The organism is Thermosynechococcus sp. NK55a (assembly GCF_000505665.1).
GTDB lineage: Bacteria > Cyanobacteriota > Cyanobacteriia > Thermosynechococcales > Thermosynechococcaceae > Thermosynechococcus.
Genome location: NC_023033.1, coordinates 1,619,172 through 1,637,812, shown reverse-complemented (window position 1 = coordinate 1,637,812; position 18,641 = coordinate 1,619,172). Strand labels below are relative to the sequence as shown.

General features: G+C 54.0%; 13 protein-coding genes, 2 rRNA genes and 1 pseudogene. 4 read left to right on the top strand and 12 right to left on the bottom strand.

From position 1 onward, the window contains the following. The first annotated feature begins 6 nt into the window (after positions 1-6). From NK55_RS07945 to NK55_RS07925, 4 genes are all read left to right on the top strand, one after another. Positions 7-3,551: ribosomal RNA gene (locus tag NK55_RS07945) — 23S ribosomal RNA — on the top strand. 146 nt (positions 3,552-3,697) lie between these two features. Then, a 5S ribosomal RNA gene (rrf, locus tag NK55_RS07940) occupies positions 3,698-3,814 on the top strand. A 129-nt stretch (positions 3,815-3,943) separates the two neighbouring features. Beyond that, the gene (locus tag NK55_RS07935) at positions 3,944-4,189 is read left to right on the top strand and encodes a hypothetical protein (RefSeq protein WP_041429152.1); all 246 of its coding nucleotides are present in this window, start codon (positions 3,944-3,946) and stop codon (positions 4,187-4,189) included. Between the two features lie 381 nt (positions 4,190-4,570). Then, positions 4,571-4,894 (top strand): helix-turn-helix transcriptional regulator, encoded by a 324-nt coding sequence (locus NK55_RS07925; protein ID WP_051372825.1) that lies wholly within the window; start codon positions 4,571-4,573, stop codon positions 4,892-4,894. On the opposite strand, the gene NK55_RS07920 is transcribed toward NK55_RS07925, so the two are convergent. From NK55_RS07920 to NK55_RS07870, 12 genes and pseudogenes are all read right to left on the bottom strand, one after another. Beyond that, positions 4,891-6,024: a cob(I)yrinic acid a,c-diamide adenosyltransferase gene (locus NK55_RS07920; RefSeq protein WP_024125236.1), complete on the bottom strand. Its 1,134-nt coding sequence runs from the start codon at positions 6,022-6,024 to the stop codon at positions 4,891-4,893. The genes NK55_RS07925 and NK55_RS07920 overlap by 4 nt on opposite strands. A gap of 34 nt (positions 6,025-6,058) precedes the next feature. Then, on the bottom strand, positions 6,059-6,238 hold the full coding sequence (locus NK55_RS07915; protein ID WP_024125235.1) for a hypothetical protein: 180 nt from the start codon (positions 6,236-6,238) through the stop codon (positions 6,059-6,061). A 30-nt stretch (positions 6,239-6,268) separates the two neighbouring features. After that, positions 6,269-6,991: a Stp1/IreP family PP2C-type Ser/Thr phosphatase gene (locus NK55_RS07910; RefSeq protein WP_024125234.1), complete on the bottom strand. Its 723-nt coding sequence runs from the start codon at positions 6,989-6,991 to the stop codon at positions 6,269-6,271. Between the two features lie 23 nt (positions 6,992-7,014). Then, positions 7,015-8,805, bottom strand: a complete 1,791-nt coding sequence (locus NK55_RS07905) for an AarF/ABC1/UbiB kinase family protein (RefSeq protein WP_225871804.1) — start codon at positions 8,803-8,805, stop codon at positions 7,015-7,017. A gap of 77 nt (positions 8,806-8,882) precedes the next feature. Next, a complete protein-coding gene (locus tag NK55_RS07900; RefSeq protein WP_024125232.1) occupies positions 8,883-10,109 on the bottom strand; it encodes an MFS transporter in 1,227 nt (408 codons plus the stop codon). A 49-nt stretch (positions 10,110-10,158) separates the two neighbouring features. Next, positions 10,159-12,761, bottom strand: a pseudogene (gene mutS, locus NK55_RS07895) (DNA mismatch repair protein MutS). Positions 12,762-12,860: 99 nt separating this feature from the next. Then, positions 12,861-13,250 (bottom strand): hypothetical protein, encoded by a 390-nt coding sequence (locus NK55_RS07890; protein ID WP_162147180.1) that lies wholly within the window; start codon positions 13,248-13,250, stop codon positions 12,861-12,863. Positions 13,251-13,325: 75 nt separating this feature from the next. Continuing rightward, on the bottom strand, positions 13,326-14,717 hold the full coding sequence (locus NK55_RS07885; protein WP_041429149.1) for a PP2C family protein-serine/threonine phosphatase: 1,392 nt from the start codon (positions 14,715-14,717) through the stop codon (positions 13,326-13,328). 91 nt (positions 14,718-14,808) lie between these two features. Further along, the gene (locus NK55_RS13525) at positions 14,809-15,528 is read right to left on the bottom strand and encodes an MFS transporter (RefSeq protein ID WP_162147179.1); all 720 of its coding nucleotides are present in this window, start codon (positions 15,526-15,528) and stop codon (positions 14,809-14,811) included. After that, positions 15,474-16,109, bottom strand: coding sequence for an MFS transporter (locus NK55_RS13520; RefSeq protein WP_051372823.1), 636 nt, complete (start codon positions 16,107-16,109; stop codon positions 15,474-15,476). Before NK55_RS13520 ends, NK55_RS13525 begins: the two co-directional genes overlap by 55 nt. After that, entirely contained in the window at positions 16,099-16,944 is an 846-nt protein-coding gene (gene recO / locus NK55_RS07875) for a DNA repair protein RecO (RefSeq protein WP_024125229.1), read from the bottom strand. Before recO ends, NK55_RS13520 begins: the two co-directional genes overlap by 11 nt. Before the next feature lie 166 nt (positions 16,945-17,110). Next, positions 17,111-18,637, bottom strand: coding sequence for a UbiD family decarboxylase (locus NK55_RS07870; protein ID WP_024125228.1), 1,527 nt, complete (start codon positions 18,635-18,637; stop codon positions 17,111-17,113). Between the last annotated feature and the right edge of the window lie 4 nt (positions 18,638-18,641).

Below are 18,641 nucleotides of genomic sequence, written 5' to 3'. Positions count from 1 at the left end.
GACTGTGGTCAAGCTACAAAGAGCCTACGGTGGATACCTAGGCACACAGAGGCGATGAAGGACGTGGATACCGACGATACGCTTCGGGGAGCTGGAAACAAGCTTTGATCCGGAGGTTTCCGAATGGGGCAACCCATTAACTCTAACGCCAATCCATAACGTTAGAGGGCGAACCTGGCGAACTGAAACATCTTAGTAGCCAGAGGAAAAGAAAGAAAACTCGATTCCCTTAGTAGCGGCGAGCGAAAGGGGAACAGCCTAAACCAACGGGCTTGCCTGTTGGGGTCGTGGGACAGCAACGTGGAATTGAGCGGCTAGACGAAGTAGTGGAATGCTACACCAGAGAAGGTGAAAGTCCTGTAGTCGAAAGCCTAACAATCCTAGCTGTATCCCGAGTAGTCCGGAGCACGTGGAATTCCGGATGAATCTGCGAGGACCACCTCGTAAGGCTAAATACTCCTGTGTGACCGATAGCGCATAGTACCGCGAGGGAAAGGTGAAAAGAACCCCGGAAGGGGAGTGAAATAGAGCATGAAACCGTAGGCTTACAAGCAGTCGAAGCTCGATTTAACGAGTGACGGCGTGCCTGTTGAAGAATGAGCCGGCGACTTATAGGTACTGGCAGGTTAAGGCAAGAATGCCGAAGCCATAGCGAAAGCGAGTCTGAATAGGGCGTTTGTCAGTATCTATAGACCCGAACCCGGGTGATCTAACCATGGCCAGAATGAAGCTTGGGTAACACCAAGTGGAGGTTCGCACCGACCGATGTTGAAAAATCGGCGGATGAGCTGTGGTTAGGGGTGAAATGCCAATCGAACCCGGAGCTAGCTGGTTCTCCCCGAAATATGTTGAGGCATAGCGGTTGTGATTATAGCAGGGGGGTAAAGCACTGATTCGGTGCGGGCTGCGAGAGCGGTACCAAATCGAGTCAAACTCTGAATACCCTGTGTACACACAGCCAGTCAGACGGTGGGGGATAAGCTTCATCGTCGAGAGGGAAACAGCCCAGACCACCAGCTAAGGTCCCTAAATCATCACTAAGTGGCAAAGGAGGTGGGGATGCTCAGACAACCAGGAGGTTTGCCTAGAAGCAGCCATCCTTAAAAGAGTGCGTAATAGCTCACTGGTCAAGCGTTCCTGCGCCGAAAATGAACGGGACTAAGTGATGTACCGAAGCTGTGGACTTACTACGTAAGTGGTAGGGGAGCGTTCTGCATTAGTTTGAAGCACTAGCGTAAGCAGGTGTGGACGAAGCAGAAGTGAGAATGTCGGCTTGAGTAGCGAAAACATTGGTGAGAATCCAATGCCCCGAAACCCCAAGGGTTCCTTCGGAAGGCTCGTCCGCGAAGGGTTAGTCGGGACCTAAGGCGAGGCCGAAAGGCGTAGTCGATGGACAACTGGTCAATATTCCAGTACTCATCTTGGTTTGTGCAGAGGGACGAAGAAGGCTAGATCAGCCGGATGTTGGTTACCGGTTCAACTGTCCGAGGTGTTGAGGAGCGGTGAAAACGCTCTGAGCTGAGGCAGGAGTACGACCCACTACGGTGGGGAAGTGATTGATGTCATGCTTCCAAGAAAAGCTCTAAGCACGTTAAGCCAAGATACCCGTACCCGAAACCGACACAGGTGGGGGGGTAGAGTATACCAAGGGGCGCGAGATAACTCTCTCTAAGGAACTCGGCAAAATGGCCCCGTAACTTCGGGAGAAGGGGTGCCACCGAGAGGTGGTCGCAGTGAAGAGGCCCAGGCGACTGTTTACCAAAAACACAGGTCTCCGCTAAGTCGTAAGACGATGTATGGGGGCTGACGCCTGCCCAGTGCCGGAAGGTTAAGGAAGCCGGTCAGCGCAAGCGAAGCTGGCGACCGAAGCCCCGGTGAACGGCGGCCGTAACTATAACGGTCCTAAGGTTAACAACTGCTAGCCTTAGTAAAACTGAACCATATGCGGGAAAGTCCTCTAACAGCTTTTCACTACTCGTTCAGCGAGGCACCGGACTAGAAAAAGTTCTAAGAAATATTAAGGTGCTGTGGTGCTGTTCAGTTAAAAAGTGAAAGACATGGGGATAATCCGCAGGAAAGACCTAGGTAAACCTAGGAATCCTCAGAGACTTGATGTTCAGGTGCGACACACATGGATTTAGATGCCCAGTGGATTGTTGGTTTCGTTGATGGCGAAGGATGCTTCCATATAGGAATTAATCCTCATTCAAGCATGGCAACCGGTTTTCAGGTTCTTCCTGAGTTTACCGTTGTCCAGCATCGACGAAACATTAAGGTTCTCTATGCACTCAAGGCTTATTTTGATTGCGGTGTTGTTCGTGTAAATCACGGCGATCGCATGGCCTATCGAGTCCGTAGCATAGAGCACTTAGCTCACCGTATCTGTCCCTTCTTTTTGAAACATCCACTGAAGACAAGCAAAAACATAGACTTCCTTAAGTTCAGGGATGTGGTGCTTCTGTGTCAAGCAGGAATGCACTTAACAGATGACGGTCTAGAGAAAATCCGAAAGCTGGCATCTGAAATTAATCGTGGTCGCACAAGGTAAAGTCCAGCTTTACCGGAAACGGTAAAGAGCAACTGAGCGAAATTCCTTGTCGGGTAAGTTCCGACCCGCACGAAAGGCGTAACGATCTGGGCGCTGTCTCGGAGAGAGGCTCGGCGAAATAGAAGTGTCTGTGAAGATGCGGACTACCTGCACCCGGACAGAAAGACCCTATGAAGCTTTACTGTAGCCTGGAATTGGGTTCGGGCTTTGCTTGCGCAGGATAGGTGGGAGACGTTGAAGTATCCCTTGCGGGGGATATGGAGTCGCCAGTGAGATACCACTCTGGCAAGGCTAGAATTCTAACCTTCTGCTGTTAGCCAGCGAAGGAACAGTTTCAGGTGGGCAGTTTGACTGGGGCGGTCGCCTCCTAAATGGTAACGGAGGCGCGCAAAGGTTCCCTCAGGCTGGTCGGAAATCAGCCGTAGAGTGCAAAGGCATAAGGGAGCTTGACTGCAAGACCTACAAGTCGAGCAGGGACGAAAGTCGGCCTTAGTGATCCGACGGTTCCGCGTGGAAGGGCCGTCGCTCAACGGATAAAAGTTACTCTAGGGATAACAGGCTGATCTCCCCCAAGAGTTCACATCGACGGGGAGGTTTGGCACCTCGATGTCGGCTCATCGCAACCTGGGGCGGTAGTACGTCCCAAGGGTTGGGCTGTTCGCCCATTAAAGCGGTACGTGAGCTGGGTTCAGAACGTCGTGAGACAGTTCGGTCCATATCCGGTGCAGGCGTAGGAGCATTGAGAGGAGTCCTCCTTAGTACGAGAGGACCGGGAGGAACGCACCTCTGGTGTACCTGCTATCGTGCCAACGGTAAACGCAGGGTAGCCATGTGCGGAGTGGATAACCGCTGAAAGCATCTAAGTGGGAAGCCCACCTCAAGATGAGTGCTCCCATGGCATAAGCCAGTAAGGTCACGGGTAGAACACCCGTTAATAGGCTCTCGATGGAAGTCCAGTAATGGATGAAGTCTAGGAGTACTAATAGACCGAGGGCTTGACCTCATCAATCAACAGGTGTCTGAATAAAGTAATTCTCCTGGCTATCGCTATTTAGTTGAAAGGTTATTCAGTTGCAAGCTTATTTTTGCTGAATTTATCTAGCAGTTCTCCAGTCTAGGTTCTCAGTTCGAATCAAAATCAAGGCTTTGCCTAGTGCCTATGGCGCGGCGGAACCACACTGATCCATCCCGAACTCAGAGGTGAAACGTCGCAGCGGTGAAGATAGTTGGAGGGTCGCTTCCTGCAAAAATAGCTCGGTGCTAGGCAAAATATTCAAACTACCCCATCTAGGTTTTCTAGGTGGGGTCCTGATTTTTAAGAAATGTTTAAGGGATTATCGGTTTTGGATAGGGGAGTGACATTGACGGGTAATTCGGCTTATATTGCATCAAATATTGCTCTTCTCAAAAGGTTTTCAGGGCTATGCCTTAATTTGTGCGTTTGATGGGTCTTCGGCATTGGGTGCTAGTGGGTTCGTCGGTGGTTACGGCGGTGCCGTTGGTGGGGTTACCCAGCTATGGACAAATGCAGAACAGTCCCAAGATGTCAAGATGTTGGTGGATGAGGTGTGGCAAATTGTGCAGCAGGAATATGTGGATGAATCATTTAATCAGGTGGATTGGTTGGCAGTAGGGCACTAACTTTTGGGGCAGCCCTATATGTTGCGGGAGCAGGCCTATGGGGCCATTCAGGGAATGTTGCAGCATTAAATGACCCCTACACGGGCTTCATGACTGCGAAGGAGTTTGCGGCTTTGCTTACGCAAACGTCGGGGGAAGTCGCAGGGATTGGGATTTGCTTGACGTAGATGAAAAGACACAATAGTTGACCTCTTGGAGCCACCCCCAACAGGGGAGTACCAATTTGCGTTTGTGGACGACAGCAGATGATCGCCTGGACCAAGTAGGATTGGATCAATTGCGCCAAACCATTGATCGGAGTCGAGTGCCTAAACCTGGGAATACGGCTCAAACAAGGGGGCAGTTTCGCTGGCCCCTTGGTGTTCCTTGTTCAGTGCAGTGATGGTTGCTTCAGAGATTCATCAGGAATATCCCGCTGAGATTCAGTTGGCCTTCCATGCCCTTGGGGAACCCTTGCGCTTGAAAGTGATTGAGATCCTCCATCGGGAGGAACTGTGCGTCTGTGATCTGTGCGAACGTCTGCACCTGAGGCCCTCAAAGCTCTCGTTTCATCTGCGGGCACTGCGGCAAGCCAATCTCGTGCTGTCGCGCCAACAGGGGCGGTGGGTTTATTACCGCTTAAATCGGCCCCAATTTGCAACTGTGATTGCCTATTTGCAGCAGTTTAGAGTGGGAGAGATAGTGCCGGCTCGTGTCTGTTCTTAGAAATCAACGCCGCGCTTGAGATCAACGCCCTTCTCGGCATAGTGCTTGTGGCAGATCATCTCTGAGTGAACGCTGGCGAGTTCAAAGTAGGCGGGGGGATATTTGCAGCGACCGGTAATGATAATTTCAGTGGTGCGTGGCTTGCGCAGGAGCGTTTGCACAATGGGTTCGACGGGGAGAAGTTCAAGGTCAACGGTGGGGTTGAGTTCGTCGAGAATAATTGTCTTGTAAAGCCCGGAGGTAATGGCAGCTCGGGCAATTTCCCAGCCGCGTTCGGCTTCGATGTAGTCAATTTCCTGCTGTTGACCGCGCCAGACAATGGCATCCCGACCACAGCGGTGGTGATCCACTAAATGGGGATAGCTTTCCTTGAGGGCAGCGATCGCTGCATCTTCGGTATAGCCTTGCCCCCCCTTGAGCCATTGGAGAATCAGAACACGGTGGGATTGGTCGCGGCTAATTCCTTTGCCGATCGCCTGAAGGGCTTTACCGAGGGCACTGGTGGACTTGCCTTTGCCGTCACCCGTATAGATTTCAATCCCCTCAATGCCCTGTTCTTGAGCCGTAGGATGCACAAGGGGACGCATCTCGGAGTGGAGGTCAGCAATTTGCAGGAGTTGGGCAGGGGCACCTCGGCCAGTGGCAATAATCTCTAGGTGTTCGGGCTTGCGGCGGAGGGTGTTGACGACTTCATCAACGGACAAAAGGCCTAAATCTAAGACAGGGTTGAGTTCATCTAAAACAATGACAGAATAGAGACCAGAGGCGATCGCCCCTTTGGCAATGTCCCAGCCCCGCTGTGCTTCTTGGCGATCGAATTTGGTAATTTGCTCAGCAGTGAAGTATTCGGCTCGTCCTGTTCGTACTTGATCAATTAAGTGGGGAAACCCCCGTTGCAGAGCTTCAATGGCGGCATCTTCGGCATAGGCACGACCGGGTCCTTTCAGAAAGCGCAACAGCAGTACCCGAGTGGGCCATGCAGAGGCAATACCCAGACCAATGGAGCGCAGAACAACTCCAAGAGCCGCTTGAGATTTTCCTTTACCGGTACCGTCATAGACGTGGAGTTGACCGCTCACTCGGCCGGGGCGAATCTGAGCGGTTTGAATGCCAATACCTGCACGGGTCATAGGAGCATGAATAAAAGAACCTAGAGGGATTGTATCAAGGGCGGAGTGGGGTTTTGAGAACAACGGCTTCAACCGTTAAATCAGTGGGGGTGGTGCCAGTAATTGCCCAGCGGAGGGGTTGACCATGGGCTTGCAGGGCTTGTTCGATGGCGTCATGGAAGGGCTGGGAAAGGCTGTGTCGCGGTAGGCTGAGACGGATAAATTCCGTTTGCATAGGCCTTAAATACCCTTAAATACCAATAACTTAAATACCAATAACAACGACGGTGACATTGTCATGCCCGCCATGGGTTTTGGCTGCGTGCACAAGGGCAGTCGCTGCCTTTTCGACATCGGGTTCACTGAGGTAGATACTGATGACATCATCAGTGAGTTCTTCGGTCAAGCCGTCGCTGCACAGCAGCAGGCGATCGCCCGCCTCTAGATCAATGGGTTGAATATCAATTTGGGTGAGATCTTCGCGGCCTAGGCACTGAGAGAGTACATGACGCCACGGATGCTGCCGCGCCTGTTCAGGTGTCAAACTCCCCAACTGTACAGCTTGGGCAATCCACGTGTGGTCGTTGGTAATCTGCTGGAGCTGGTCTTTACGCCAGCGGTAGATGCGTGAGTCGCCCACATGGGCACACCAAGCGCGATCGCCCTTTTCATCAACTAGAATTACCACAGCCGTGGTACCCATATCGGCACGGGCAGTATTTTGGCGCTGCTGCTCAACAATGGCATGATTGGCTGCAAGAAAGGCTTGGCGCAGGAGAGTGACGGGGTCGTGCTGCAGGTCTTTGAGGTGGGTCTCCAGATACTGCCGAATGTGATCAACGGCTAAACGACTGGCTTCCTCGCCGCCGGCGTGTCCTCCCATGCCATCTGCAACAATAAAAAAGCGGTGATGCTTTTCGTCAATATAAAAAGCATCCTGATTGCTTTTGCGAATCAGACCACAGTCAGTTAAGCCAGCAACGTCCATGCCCCCCTGTCCTGGGTTTCTTGCTAAAACATTTTTTCATACTTATCGAGTTTAACCATTAGCCGCCAATAGAGGATACCAAACCATACCGCTAACGCGGCTGCCACACCTGCGAGGAAAAGATATTGGTTGACGAATAAAATTGTTGCCGCCAAAGAAAAACTGCCAATGAGCACGACATAATTTAGCCCTAAGTTAATGTTACTCAGGCGCCGCAGAATGCGATCGCTCTCACTGGAACGGACGCGCAAGCGCAGGTCACCATTTTCAAGTTTATCGAGTACTTCTTCAAGGCGACGGGGCAAGCCAATGGCACTGCTGCCCACTTGAGCGGCTTGCCGACTCAGTTCTGAGAAAAGACTGCCATTACTGGGATCGGGAAAGTTTCCGTTGGTCATAAGTTCGGTCGCAAATGGTTGGGCAACTTGCATGAAGTTAAAGTCTTTATCCAGTCCCTTGCCCACGCCCTCGAGGGTGGAAAAGGCGCGCATCACAAAGGTAAATGTGGCAGGAAACCGAAAGGGTTGGTCATAGGCAATTTCGTAAAGGTCATCGCTGATTTGAGCCACCGATTGGGTTTCAAAGGACTGGTTCATGAAATTGTCGAGGAGATACTGAATCGAGCGCCGCACTGGCCCTAGATCCCCTGTGGGTACCAACGCCCCTAGCTCTACAAGGCACTGTACCACCTGTTCAGCATCCCGCTGGGCAATGCTTAAAAATGTTTTCAGCAGTTTATCGCGGGTGACGGGTTGAATGCGCCCCATCATGCCAAAGTCATAGAAAATGAGTTGGCCGTTGGGGCTGACGGCAATGTTGCCCGGATGGGGGTCAGCGTGGAAAAAGCCATCGTTGAGAACTTGATAGAGGTAGGCCTTGGCACCCAGTTCTGCTAGGCGTTTGCGGTCTAGGCCAGCCGCTTCGAGGGCTTCGTAGTGGCTGATTTTAATTCCCGGTAGGTACTCAAGGGTGAGGACGCGCCGTGAGGTGTAGCGCCAATAGACGCGTGGAACACAGGCCCACTCGCGATCTCGAAAATTGCGGCGGAACGTGTCGGCATTGCGTCCCTCGTTGAGGTAGTCAATTTCTTCGTAGAGAATGCGGCAACACTCATCGTAGATGCCCATCCAGTCCCGCCCTTGACCCCATTTGGGATGGTTCTGAAAATACTGGGCAATGCCCTTGAGAATGGCAAGATCGATGTCAAAGAGCTGCCGTAGGCCGGGGCGTTGAACTTTGACCACCACCTCTTCCCCAGAAAGCAGTTGGGCTTTGTGAACCTGGCCAAGACTAGCGGCAGCCATGGGGATGGGGTCAAAACTGCGAAACAGTTCAGGGATGGGGCGGCCAAAGTCCTCGTAGATGATTTTTGCAACTAGCTCGTAGCTAAAGGCGGGGACGCGGTCTTGAAGCTTACTGAGTTCTTCGACGTACTCGCTGGGAAAGAGATCGGCGCGGGTGGAAAACAGCTGCCCCAGTTTGATGAAGGTGGGGCCAAGGTCAAGGAAGGTTTCACGAATCCAAATGGCTTGGGCACGGCGTCGCGCCGCCCGTTTGGCATCGGTCTTACCGCCCCAGTAGCTCCAAGATTGGGTGAGGAGCCAGCGGCCAAAGAGAAATCGCCAGACAAAAAACCAAATATCAAAGAAGCGCCGCGCTTTCGAGTAACGCTCGCGATTCCAACGGTAGGATTTGCCGGTGGGGGTCAAATTGGCCGAAGCTGCTGTGGACACGCGTTTTTCCCTAGTGGGTGATCTCAAAAAATTGTAACGAATCCCTAAGGATACCGCCCTTTTCTTGAAGAGGGGATACATCAGCGACAGGCCATCTTCTCTTAAGGGGGCTTGCGCCGTTTGTTCCAGCCAAGAGGGCGATCCCAAAAAATAGTAGGCTATAGGGCATAGCGATCGCGCCCCATGCCGAGGGCAAAGCGCAGGGAATCGGGCAGGCTTTTACTACTGGCGGTTAAAAAGAAGGTCAACCCCAAGAGGCTAAAGACTGCTGCCATGCGAAAGATGAGGCGATAGCCCCAATGCTCAACCAGTCCCCCCAGCAGGGGACCCGCTAGGGCCATTCCCAGATCAAAACCGCCTAAACTGAGGCTGAGAACCCGTCCGCGCTCCTGGGGGATGGAGCGATCGGCCATGAGGGCAGCCACCATCGGAATCAGGACACCGCCGGCAAGACCTTCAAGAATCGCTGCCCAGAGGATATCCAAAGCGGTTTGGGCTTGGGCGAGGAGCACCATTGAGATGACGTAGGCGGCGAGGCTAGCGGAGATGAAAATGCCTCGTCCCCAGCGATCGGAGGCAGCACCCGTCAGGACACGACCGATAAAGCTGGCGATCGCCGCGACGGCGTAAAACAGACCTGGGGATACCCCCAACTGCTCGGCTGCCATAAAGAGGGGAATGAACGTGGCGATCGTGCCAAAGGTCAAGCCCACACTCAACATCACTAAGCTAGGAATCCGCAGCCGTTCTGACAGCAATAACCGCCAAAAGAGGGTTTTCTCTGGAGGCGGCTGGAGAGCCTCCTGCGCCCTATTCACTGCCCGCACCCCTGCGGCAGTCATGAAGCCGAAGGCGGCCAGTGTGCTGGCAATCATAAAGACCCAGCCATGGCCGTAGTGGATTTGCAGCCAACTGCCCAAACTGGGCCCAAGGGCTACCCCAATGGGATGGACAAGGCTAGTGTAGCCAATGATTTCGCCGCGATGTTGGGGTGGGGCAATATCCGTCACCAGAGCCATGTAACCGGTGGTAAAGCCGGCAATGCTCACGCCATGGAGCAGGCGCACCGCCATCAGGAGCGGTAGGTTGTGGCTGAGGATGTAAAATAGGGGGGCGATCGCCGCCACGGCGAGGCCAATGAGCAGGGTCATTTTGCGTCCGCGGCGATCGGCGAGGGGGCCTAACCAGGAGCGAGAACCCAGCAGCCCCACGGCAAAGGCACCCATGACAAACCCCACCTGATGGGGCGTGCCCCCCTTCGCAGCGATGTAGAGGGGTAAGGTAGGCAACATTGCAGCAATGCTGGACCAAAACAACAGACCTGCCAAGATCAGCCGCAGGAGCGTTTGCCGTAGGGGTGGGGCGAGCTTTAACAGGACAACCACAAATTCCCCTTGTTAACAAAACGTTACAATCTCTATTCTAGCTAAGGAATTAAAAGGGCAGCTCCCCCTGATTGATCTCAGGGGCGGTTGGGGGGTCACTCATTGGGCTTTTGCGCAGTCCCACGGTAATTCTGCTGTGCTTCTCGATTTGGCACATCACTTCGCGGGCGCGTTGAATCACGACTGGAGGTAAGCCGGCAAGGCGTCCGGCTTCAATGCCGTAGGAGCGATCGGCACCACCGGGCTTCACTTGGTGTAGAAAAATAATCTCGTTGGGGAGTTCTTTGACGACAACTTGATAGTTGGCCACATTGGGCAGGAGCGTTGCCAGTTGATTGAGTTCGTGGTAGTGGGTGGCAAAAATAGTGCGGGATTTGAGGGTGGTCGCCAGATATTCTGCCACTGACCACGCAATCGCGAGGCCATCGAAGGTGGCGGTGCCGCGGCCAATTTCATCCAAGAGCACAAGGGAGCGATCGCCCGCATGGTTGAGGATGTTCGCGGTTTCATTCATCTCCACCATAAAGGTGGATTGGCCAGTGGCGAGATCATCAACGGCACCCACGCGGGTAAAAATGCGATCGCAGATGCCCAAGGTGGCACTAGTAGCGGGCACATAACTGCCCATTTGCGCCAGCAGTTGAATCAGACCCACCTGCCGCAGATAGCAACTTTTGCCGCTGGCATTGGGACCCGTCAGCACCATTAAATCTGCCTCTGTCCCCAGTTGGGTATCGTTGGGAACAAAAAGCCGGCCGGTAACGTTTGCTCCACAACGGGGTGACGGCCACCGCGAATGCAAAGCTGGCGATCGCGGGTCATTTGCGGTCGGCAATAGCCCTGATACACCGCCACCTCGGCTAACCCCAAAAGGGCATCCACCGCTGCTACTGCTGCTGCAATCTCACGAATCGTTGAGGCCTGAGCGGCCACCTGCTCGCGCAACTGGACAAAGTATTGGTACTCCAGTTCAAAAAGATGGCTTTGAGCCGCCAATAGCCGTGCTTCCCGTTCCTTGAGCTCAGCCGTAATAAAGCGTTCCTCATTGGCGAGGGTTTGCTTGCGGATGTAGTCATCGGGCACTTGGCTCAGCTTGGCGCGGGAGACACTGAGGTAATAGCCAAAGACTTTGGTGTAGCCCACTTTCAGTGTACTAATGCCCGTGCGCTGTCGCTCTTGGGCTTCCAGATTGAGAAGCCACTGTTGATCCTGCTCGATTTGCTGGCGCTGCTGATCCAGTTCGGGATAGGCACCGGGGCGTAGAATTCCCCCTTCGCTGAGACTAATGGGGGGGTGATCTACCAGGGCCGCACTGAGGGTGTCCGCCAATTGCTCAATAACCGGTGGCAGTTGAGCCAGCGCTTGCAGATAGGGAGAGGTCGTGTTCGCAACCACCGCTGCCAAAGAGACTAAGGTGCGAAAGGAGTCCCGCAGCGCTGCCAAATCCCGCGCGTTGGCAGTCCCTGATCCCGCCCGACCGGCCAAGCGTTCAAGGTCATAAATTTCCTGAAGATGGCGATGTAGACTCTGGCGCAGGCTACTGTTGGCTATCAACTCAGCAATCGCCTCCTGGCGAGCCGTAATCTGCTCAATATCAAGGAGGGGTTGCAGCAGCCAACGGCGGAGCAGGCGTCCCCCCATGGCGGTTGTGGTGCGATCGATCGCCCACAGGAGTGAGCCTTGAAAACTGCCGTCGCGAACGGTTTGGGTGAGTTCCAGATTGCGGCGAGTCTGCGGATCCAGAAAAAGATACTGTTGCAGGAAATAGGTGCTGAGGTTTTGCAGGGGAACAGGCTGCTGGCGGTGGGTTTCATCCAAATAGGCCAACAGTCCCCCAGCGGCGCGCATGGCAAGGGGCAGATGTTCACAGCCAAAGCCTTCCAGGGATTTCACCTGAAAACGTTGACACAGGCGTTGCCGCGCTTCCGCTGCCTGAAAATCTTGGGGCGATCGCAGCGTGTAGCACCACTGGGGCGGCAATTCCGGGGGCAATTGATCCTTGCCTTCGCCGGGGCGCAAGAGGCGATTAATGTCCGGCGCTTCGGTGGGCAGGAGGATTTCTGCCGGTTGCAAGCGGTTGAGTTCTGCCACTAGATCGGCGCGATCGCTCCCTTGGGTGGTACAAAACTCCCCCGTCGAGACATCGGCATAGGCCAACCCCCAATGGTTGCCAGAAAGTAGAACAGCAGCTAAAAAATTATTGCGGCGCGGTTGAAGCAGCTCTGTATCTAAAACCGTTCCCGGTGTAAAGACTTGGGTCACTTGCCGCTTCACCAATCCTTGGGCTTGGGCAGGGTCTTCCACTTGATCGCAGATGGCAATGGCATAGCCCTTTTCAATGAGGGTGCGGCAATAGCGTTCAAGGGCATGGTGGGGAATGCCGGCCATGGCCACCCGTCCCACTTCTTTGCCACCCTCTTTGCCGGTGAGCACCAGTTCCAATTCGCGGGCCACCGTGCAGGCATCCTGAAAAAAGGTTTCGTAGAAATCCCCCACCCGATAGAGAAGCAGGGCTTGGGGATAGGCGTCCTTGAGTTCAGCATAGTGCTGAAGCATCGGCGTCAACAGCGATCGCTCCACCTCATCGTGGCGCACCTGCAAACCGGGGTTACGTCCTAAGCGCAGGGCAGGGGATTCAGTCTCAGAATGCATCAGCGGGCGATCGTTGGACATAGCAACGTCACAACTTCCTGTGGTGTGCTCCAAGGGGACTTTATATTTTATAGTTTTCCCTATCGTGGAGTAGAGCGCTTAATACTCATCCCCCGTAGTCTCCATAAAGAGCCATTCCGCCAGCCCAGAACTCTGTTCGCCAAGAATTGCCAGCGCCTCCTGAAAACGACTGCGTTGAACATTGGCCTTGCTGATGCGCTCTGGATAGGTGGTCAGCAGCAGATAGGGTTGGCTTTCGCTGGATTGGACAAAGGTTTCCACGCCAGACACCACTGGATGCATCTCAAAAAAATGATGCAGTGTCATAGCCTGGTCAAGGGTTTCGGCAACCACAAAGCCAAGGTAACGGGTTAGGGTGTCCCAAATGGCATCATCATCACAACGGAAGCTGACCTCAACAAAGTAGCGCATCGCCACCTCGTACATACCTGCGGTTATCTTAACCGCTTTTATTGATTTGATTGCCATGACCTTGGGAGGGCTCTCTGTTACAGGAGCGGAGGGGGCAACTGACAATCCCCAGGGCCAGGGTTGCGGTGTGGCCTACTGGTCAATCACCCGCAGAATCACCAACGTCATATCGTCGCTGCGTCGGCCCTTGGTATTGGTAAAGGCATCAACGGCATCAAAGATATAGTCCAATAGTGCCTGTGCCCCTAAACCTTTGGCGCAGCCTTCCTTGACAACCGCTGCTAGCCCTTCTTCCTCAAAGCGTTTGCCCTTGGGATTATCGGCTTCTGTGATGCCATCAGTGTAGTAAATCACGGTGTCCCCTGCTTGGAGGCGTACTTCGGCTTCTTGGTATTGACTGCGGGGATCCAAGCCAATGAGCATACCGTAGGTGTCCAGCCGATGGATCATCCCGGTTTCAGCCCGCCATAGGAGGGGGGGCAGGTGGGCAGCATTACTGTAGGCAAGAATCCGGGTTTGCGGGTTGTACTCAGAGTAAAAGAGGGTCACAAAGCGGTGGGAGCTTTCTAAATCCGGCTGCATCGCCCGGTTGAGGTGCTGCAAAATGCGGCTGGGACGGTGACCATTCAGCGCTTCTGCCCGCAGCATGCCACGGGTCATGGTCATGATCAGTCCGGCGGGTACCCCTTTACCCATGACATCGCCAATGGCAATGCCCCAACGGCCTTGTTCAATCTCTTGTTGATCGCTAAGGCCATAGGTAATGGGAATGAAGTCGTAATAGTCTCCCCCAACCCAACTGGCGGTGCGACACTCGGCGGCTAGCTCTAGGCTGTGGATTTTGGGACAGCGGTGGGGCAAAAGTCGCCGTTGAATTTCAGCACCAATTTCCAGTTCCCGATCCAAGCGCTGGCGATCGCGCAACTTTAAGGCCAATTCATCATTGGCAATGGCCACCGCCGTTTGATCCGCAATCACCTGCAACAGTTGCTGTCGCGTTTCATTCCACCCATAGTCCGGTTGTTGGCTAAAAACGTATAACCGTCCCCGCTCTGTGAGTCTGGAATCCTTGACGAGAATGGCGGTGGCGTAGAACTGAATGCCTTGGGGAAGACGTTCCCGCAGTTGCTGATCTAAAAGCTGCTCAAGTCGAGGACGATCGCTCCCGGCATCGATTGCAGCCATACCAACGCTATTGGCAAGGGTACGGGTGGCGGTTTCTAGGGCAGCACGAATATTGGGGCACTGATCGCTGGCGTGACAATGGAGCTGTTCAAGACGGGCTTGGCCATCGGCGCGAAATAGGACCAATGCAGCTGCCTCCGCCTCCGTTACCCGACAGGTAATCAGCGGGATCAGTTCAAAAAATTGATTCAGATTATTGAAACTCCGCAGCGCAAAGCTCAGGGATGCCAATAGCTCCTGAATTTTGCTGTTTTCCCGCTGTAACCGCGACACCATTTCCTTGAGGGCGATCACAGGACTAGAAGAGGTCGTAGAGGATGAGGGGAAGGCGGGTGACATGGTAAGTTACGCCAGCAAAAGCGTCAATTGACTGTACAGCGTAGCGCAAAAAACGTCAAGATGAAAGGATTTAAGATTTTTTATGGAACTTTTAGAGCAGGTTGCCGCTCACCATACCGTTGCGATGGCTGAGGGTCATCAGCGTCCCACCAAGGGCGATCGCCCCCCCCAAGCCGATGAGTACCGGTTGCAGCCCCCACCATGTCTCCGCTAAACCAGCCACGCCCAAGGGCACACTGAGGGCAATATTCACCAGGTTATTTTGCAGGCCAAAGATAGTGCCTCGCTGTTCGGGTGGTGTCATGAGTTGGATGAGGGTTTGCAGGGGAATTGCCACAAAGGCGGCAAAAAAGCCCAACCCCACGACGTAGGCGATGCTCCAAGCCAAGGAATCGAGACTCAGAGACAGACCAAGGAACATGCCTCCCATTCCCCAACAGCCTAGCAAACTTGACCAGCCATAGGCAAAGCGCTTACCCACGGTATTCAACAGCAGTGCCCCTAGCCCGAGTCCGCCGGCCGCTGCGGCCAACAGAAAACCGAATTGAGCCGTATCGAGGCCAGGTAAGATTTCCGCAAGGCGCACCACCAAAACGGACATGGCGGCCACACTGGCAAAGAGCAAAATGAGTTGCAGCAGCGCAAAACGCAGGGCGGGATATTCCTGTAAAAGCTGAAGGCCTTGGCGGAGTTCTTGCCACACTTGCCGAGGGCGACTCGGGGGCAGATGACACTGATCCGGTGGCCGCAGCAGCATCAATAGAAGGGCTGCCCCACCATAGCAGGCGCTAAAAACACTGCCCCACCCCACCGGGCATGCCAGTGGCTCGCCAGATGCAAAAGCGGCTCACCCGCAGCAAACCCCACAACAAGAGCCGCCATCATCGTTAGCGTGTAGAGGGAATTGGCGGACATCAGATGGGACTTATCCACCAGCAGAGGAATGGCGGCCTGTTCGGCGGGGGCAAAAAACTGGGTTAAGCAGGAAATTGTAAACGTGATCAGCAACAGCGCCATAAACCCAAACCACTGCCCGGCGCCAAGGAGAATTGTGATCGGAATCCCTAAAACAAGGAGGGCACGGTATAAATTCGTAACAATGAGCACCTGTTTTTTTGACCAGCGATCCACCAGCACCCCCGCCACGGATCCAAGGAGGATGGCCGGAATCGTAAAGGCAATCATGATCGCCGACACCCAACCACTGATGCTCTGGTTTGCCGCTTGGAAAAACTCCGTAATCAGAGCAATGACAAATACAAGGTAAATTTTATCGGCCAACTGCGAGCAGACCTGTGCCAGCCAAAGAGCAATAAAATTGCGGTTTTGCCAGAGGGGCGGCACCGGTGGTAGGGGCAACTCCAAGGGAATGTCTTGCTGCTCAATGGTCATGGCTGGGACACCCCAACAGGTGAAAAACAACTATCAAGGAGGGGGGCACCCGCAACGGTTGCTCCAGATGAAATTGCAGGTACTGGCGCAACAGCCGCTCCAGGGAGAGCCAAACACTGAAGGGATAAGCCTCGGCTTGGGCGAGGAATTCCTCCCGTGCTAAGAATTGCGTGGTGGGCATCGCAAGCCATTGCCCCAGACGGACTTCACTGGCTGTCAGTTGGCGATCGCCCCCCGCACCACCAAGAGACCCATTCCCCACTGTCTGATCCGCCCTGATCGTGAAAACGCCGCCACTGGCAAAACTAAAACCCAATCGCCAGTCGGTATCCGCTGTAGGGATGGCAATTTTGCAGCCACTTTCCTGGCACTGGTACCATTCCGGGGCAATACCCTCCAATTGCAGGATGCCGCACAGGCCGCGCACCAATAGCGCCAGGGCAGCGCGACTCGAAGCCCCCTGAAGCTGATCCAACGTGGCACAGAGCCAATCAAAGAGATCCGGCTGGGGTTGCTGGGGATGGATTTGGTAGAGCACCACCTCACCGAGATATTGGGCAGCGGTCAGCGTGATCAAGTGGTTATTGAGGCCTTGGTATGTGGCTACTGTCTCTGCTTGAAGAATGCGGTCTAGATTGCGGCCGGCGCTAATAAAGAGGTCATTGACAACAAACAAATCCACCCGTCCCCCCAGTCTCGAGCGGGAGCTGCGGCTATGGGGGGCAACTAACTTCAGCAGCCCGCGATCGCGACTAAAGACACTGAGCAGGCGATCGCTTTCCCCCAGAGGCATGGCCTTGAGGTTAATGCCAATGGTGCGGTAGGTGCGACCCATCCCAAGTATCCAGACAGTAGCGGTAGATTAGTGAGCCTATCTTTTAGCCTATCGCGGCCAGTCCCCTAAACAGTGATCAACTTTTGGCGGACAAGCATTCTACCCCATCTCTACTTGTCTATTTGTCATCTTTTATGAACGCGTTTTATGAACGCGGTTGTTGCACTTATCGCCAACGAAAGGCCGGGTCTAGCTCATAGCCAAACTGCGTTGCATCTACGGCGGTTAAATCAATATCCCCAAGACCATATTCCTGCCAGCGTTCCGTGACTCGCCGTGCCACCCCCGGATCCGCGGTGAGGGGATCGCCCCAAGGATGGTCTGTTTCTGGGGGAATTTTGGTAGTGGCATCAATGCCCATGCGTCCCCCAAGGCCGATTTTTTCGCTAGCAAAGTCAAGGGAATCAAAGGGAGTATCTTCCAAAATAAAGACATCACGGCTGGGATCCACCTTGGAGCTAATGGCCCACACCACTTGCCGCGGATCACGGATATTGATCTCTTTGTCCACCACAATCACAAACTTGGTGTAGGTAAATTGGGGTAGGGCACTCCAAAAGGCAAGGGCGGCGCGCCGGGCTTGGCCAGGATAAGCTTTGTCAATGGAAATAATCGCCGCCTTATAACTGAGGGCTTCCATGGGCAAAAAGAAGTCCACAATTTCCGGTACCTGCTGCCGCAAAATGGGTGTGTAAATGCGGTTGAGGGCTAAGGCAATCATTGCCTCCTCCTTGGGGGGGCGACCACTAAATGTAGTCAAGTAAATGGGATTGCGACGATGGGTGAGGCAGTGGAAATGAATAACTGGCGAATCTTCCACACCACCGTAGTACCCCATGTGATCGCCACAGGGGCCATCGGGCAAGACTTCACCAGGGGTAATCGTGCCCTCAAGGATAAATTCCGACTGGGCAGGTACCTCTAGATCAAGGGTTTTGCACTTGGCCAACTGAATACCACCCCCACCATAGAGACCCGCAAAGAGCCATTCGGATAAATCCACGGGAATTGGTGTTGCCGCGGCCATGATAATCAAAGGATGAACCCCCAAGGCTACCGCCACCTCTAGTTTTTTGCCCTGGGCAGCTGCCTTGCGCAGATGGCGTGCCCCTCCCCGCACCGAGAGCCAATGGACGGTCATGGTGGTTGGGGATTGCAGTTGCAAGCGGTAAATGCCTACATTGGGAATGCCGGTCTCACAGTCTTTGGTAATCACCAGACCAAGGGTAATAATTTTGCCCGCATCCTTGGGGTAGGGGCGAATCAGCGGTAGTTGGCGTAAATCCAAATCGGGAGCTTTGATCACCACCTGCTGACAGGGGGGCAGCAAATCACGGCTCGGCTTGGCACGAACAACATCAAAGAGAATTTTGCCAAAATCAAGGACTTGACTCAGGGTTTTCGGCGGCTTGGGCTGCTGCAGCTTCGCTAGCTTTTCACCAAGGGTCTCTAGCTCTAAGGGGTGATCCATGTTCATTGCCCAGCAGACCCGCTCTAGGGTTCCCAAAAGATTCATCGCCACGGGATAGGGGGAACCAATGACGTTTTCAAAGAGCAAGGCCGGCCCGCCTGCGGCCAATAGCCGATTGCAAATCTCGGCCATTTCCAGATCAGGATCAACGGGTACGGTGATGCGTCGCAGTTGTTGCCGCTGTTCTAAAAGCTGGAGATAGTGCCGCAGGTCGTTCGTCATCGGG

Coding starts and splice junctions, on each gene's coding strand:
- NK55_RS07925 (WP_051372825.1), top strand. CDS start 4,571: ATGGTTGCTTCAGAGATTCATCAGGAATATCCCGCTGAGATTCAGTTG.
- NK55_RS07920 (WP_024125236.1), bottom strand. CDS start 6,024: ATGACCCGTGCAGGTATTGGCATTCAAACCGCTCAGATTCGCCCCGGC.
- NK55_RS07915 (WP_024125235.1), bottom strand. CDS start 6,238: ATGCAAACGGAATTTATCCGTCTCAGCCTACCGCGACACAGCCTTTCC.
- NK55_RS07910 (WP_024125234.1), bottom strand. CDS start 6,991: ATGGACGTTGCTGGCTTAACTGACTGTGGTCTGATTCGCAAAAGCAAT.
- NK55_RS07905 (WP_225871804.1), bottom strand. CDS start 8,805: ATGTATCCCCTCTTCAAGAAAAGGGCGGTATCCTTAGGGATTCGTTAC.
- NK55_RS07890 (WP_162147180.1), bottom strand. CDS start 13,250: ATGGCAATCAAATCAATAAAAGCGGTTAAGATAACCGCAGGTATGTAC.
- NK55_RS07885 (WP_041429149.1), bottom strand. CDS start 14,717: ATGTCACCCGCCTTCCCCTCATCCTCTACGACCTCTTCTAGTCCTGTG.
- NK55_RS13520 (WP_051372823.1), bottom strand. CDS start 16,109: ATGACCATTGAGCAGCAAGACATTCCCTTGGAGTTGCCCCTACCACCG.
- recO (WP_024125229.1), bottom strand. CDS start 16,944: ATGGGTCGCACCTACCGCACCATTGGCATTAACCTCAAGGCCATGCCT.
- NK55_RS07870 (WP_024125228.1), bottom strand. CDS start 18,637: ATGACGAACGACCTGCGGCACTATCTCCAGCTTTTAGAACAGCGGCAA.